Annotated in this window: 3 protein-coding genes; all 3 read right to left on the bottom strand. The window is 74.6% G+C overall.

All coding sequences use genetic code 11. The features are described from left to right. Window positions 1-563: HAD-IIIA family hydrolase (locus AC08OP_RS23845; protein ID WP_476616220.1), on the bottom strand; the 563-nt coding region annotated here is incomplete at its 3' end. Window positions 564-600: 37 nt separating this feature from the next. Beyond that, window positions 601-1,866: a glycosyltransferase family 9 protein gene (locus AC08OP_RS23840; RefSeq protein ID WP_476616219.1), complete on the bottom strand. Its 1,266-nt coding sequence runs from the start codon at window positions 1,864-1,866 to the stop codon at window positions 601-603. Between the two features lie 122 nt (window positions 1,867-1,988). Further along, window positions 1,989-2,656, bottom strand: a 668-nt coding sequence (locus tag AC08OP_RS23835; RefSeq protein WP_476616218.1) for a glycosyltransferase, incomplete at its 5' end; no start/stop codon positions are given.

The following is a 2,656-nucleotide window of genomic DNA, read 5'->3' as shown; positions in this document are numbered from 1 at the left end:
GCGGCCACCTCGGGCGCCGCGGCGACCTCGTCCGCGCGGGTGACCGCCGTCGGCACCAGCACGCCCCGGGCGCCGGCCGCCGCGGCGGCGGCCATGTCCGCGCCGATATCGCCGATGAACGCGCAGTTCCGCGGCGCCACGCCGAGTGCGGCGGCCGCGGCGAGGAGCAGCGCCGGGGCAGGCTTGCGGCACGGACAGCCCGCGTCCGGCGCATGGGGGCACACGAACACCGGCCCCAGACCGCCCAGCAGACCGCCCAGCAGATCGTCGAGCCGCCGGTTGACGGCATGGACGTCGTCGAGGGCGAGCAGACCGCGCCCGACACCGCTCTGGTTGGACACCACGGCGGTCGGGATGCCGGCCCGCCGCAGGCGCCGCAGGGCCGCCGCCGCCGTCGATACGGGGACGACCCGTCCGGGATCGCCGTTGTAGGGGATGTCGATACACAACGTCCCGTCCCGGTCGAACAGCACCGCTTCCGGCAGGGTCCGGCGCCCGGCGGCCGCGTGCGTGTCCGCGCTCAGGGGGGAAGCGCCGTCGACGGCGCGGATCTGTTCAGCCACGAGACGAGGGCTGCCCCGAGGAGCGTGGAGAAAACTACTACTCTGGGTAACAGGGAGGATGGCAGGGACTGGATGATCGGGTTCTTCTTCCCGGTGGCGGGGGCCGAAGATCCACCGTCCGGGCCGATGCCCGGCCCGGCGTTCGGGCCGAAACCGCCTCGGCCACGACGGCGGTCGTGAGGTCCCTCATGCAGGCCGGACCGTCGGCCGAGAGCGGGCATCGCGCCGTCCACCAGCAGTCCTGTTCGGTGATGGACAGCGGTCGTCGGACCGGGCAGTCTGGCAGTCCCTGCAGGTCCATCCCGCCCGGATCGCCGCCTTGCCGGGACGCCGCGATGCCGTAGCGGGCGGCCGGGCTCGGGCCGAACAGCGCCACCGTGCGGGCGCCGACGGCAGCGGCCAGGCGCACCGGCCCGGTATCCCCGCCGACCACGACGCCGCCGCGCGCGCCGACGGCCGCGCACAGCCCCGCGAACCCCCGCAGCGGCAGCGGGGAGGCTATGGGCACCCGGGGCACGGCCGTCCCGGCCCCGGATGCGTGTGGCTGCAGGACCGGATGCCCGCGCGCCGCGAGCAGCCGGGCGAGATCGGTCCACCGCCGTGCCGGCCACCGTTTGACGGCCATTCCGGCGTCGGGTACCAGCAGCACCGGAGCCGGGCGGCCGGGTGTGGTGCTGTCGGGTGTGGTGCCGTCGGGTGTGGTGCCGTCGGGTGTGGTGCCGTCGAGTGCGGCGAGGATGCGTTCACCCTCGGCGACCTCCGCCGCGGTCAGCGCGACCCGCCCATGGGCGTTACCACGGCCACGGCCACGGCCACGGGCGTCGGCGCCGTCCGGATGGCCGGGGCCGGGCCGGATCCAGCCGTCTTCGGTGAGGAGCCGGACGAACCGGGACCCGATCGGTTCGGCGGGGTCCGGCCGCCGCCAGAGGTCCGTCACGACGTGCCTCGGCCGTCCGGTATGCCGCGGTCGCCCGGCCTCGATCGCGGCCGGCACGCCGCTGTGCCGGCTCGTCGTCACGACCAGGTCCGCCCGCGGCCGGCTTACCGCGCGGACGACAGCCTCGCGGACGGCCTGCGCGCGGTGATCAGTCACCTGCACGACCTCGGTGATCCGGTCGTCGTGGGTCAGCAGCTCGCCGGCCGGCGCGAAGGTGAGGACGCGGATCCGGGCATTCGGATGGCTGTCCGCCAGTGCGTGGATCGCTGGCAGGGCGATCAGCAGATCGCCGAACCCGCCGAGCAGCTCGACGAAGAGGATCTCGCGCGGCTCCGCCCGGGCCGGATCCGTCCACTCGCCGGCCACCGACGTTCCTCGGTCTCGGCTTCCTCGGTCTCGGCTTCCTTGCCTTTCCAGAGGGTTTTGTGTCCATTTTATCCCTCTGGATAGGCGAGATCTGGATGGGTGGGGAGGGGGATCGTCGACGGTCATCGGGGACCGATCAGACACCGGTAGAGGCGGGCGTGCGCGGCCCCGACGGACGGCCAGGACCGGTCGGCGACGAGGTCGCGGCCGCCAGCGGACACGGCCGCCCGCAGCGCCGGGTTGCCCAGCAGCCGGCGCAGCCCACGGGCCAGCGCGGCCGGGTCCCGCACGGGTTTGGCCACGATCGCCGTCCGGCCGTCGACGAGGGCCGGATCCGGCGGGTCCGCGACCGTTACCACTGTCGGCAGGCCGTGGGACAGCGCGGCCGCCAGCGCCCCGCTCTTCGTCGTCACCCCGGCGGTGAACGGCAGCACGCAGACGTCCGCCCCGGCCAGGATGTCCGAAACCTCTTCGGCCGGCAGATGTCCGGTGAACGTCACCCGGTCCGCGACGCCGACGGCACGGGCGTGCCCTTCGAGCTCGCGGCGGAAGGCCGCAGCCTCGGCGTCGGGCAGCGCCAGGGAGGTGAACCCGCCGACGACGGCGAGATGCAGGTCGGGATGGTCGGCGTGCAGCTCGGCGACGGCTTCGAGGAGATACCGCACGCCTTTCACCGGGTGGACGAAGCCGAAGAAGACTGCCACCTCGGCGTCGGGGCCGGTGCCGAGCCGGCCGCGTAGCCGGGACCGGGCCGCCTGTCCCGGGCTGACGCCGGGGGATGGGCTGATGC

It is taken from the genome of Frankia sp. CeRuru1 (assembly GCF_977966315.1).
Note: the sequence above shows the minus strand (reverse complement) of the source record. Positions and strands in the feature narration are given on the sequence as shown.